Below are 274 nucleotides of genomic sequence, written 5' to 3' on the forward strand. Positions count from 1 at the left end.
CGAGCGGAAAGCCACCTGCAGCAAATTCTCATCGGCCTTGACCTGTTTCTTCGCCGGCACTTCCAACACGTTCAGCCAGAATATCGACTCCTTGTCGCTCGGCAGTGCACCACCGGTATAGCTGATGCGCAGAGTCTGGCCTTTGCCCTGCTCCACACGGTTCATCGGCGGTGTCAGCACAAACGGCACCTGAATAGCGGCAGGTTTGGCCGTGGTATCCCCGGTATCAATCCAGCTCTGAATAAGGACAGGTGACGGGCCGGCATTCGTCAGC

General features: G+C 58.0%; 1 protein-coding gene. It reads right to left on the bottom strand.

Going from position 1 to position 274, the window contains the following annotated elements:
• Positions 1-274: fimbria/pilus periplasmic chaperone (locus AC2A1E_RS24515; RefSeq protein WP_484385926.1), on the bottom strand; the 274-nt coding region annotated here is incomplete at both ends.

It is taken from the genome of Serratia sp. HNCC26DJ206, from assembly GCF_057180605.1.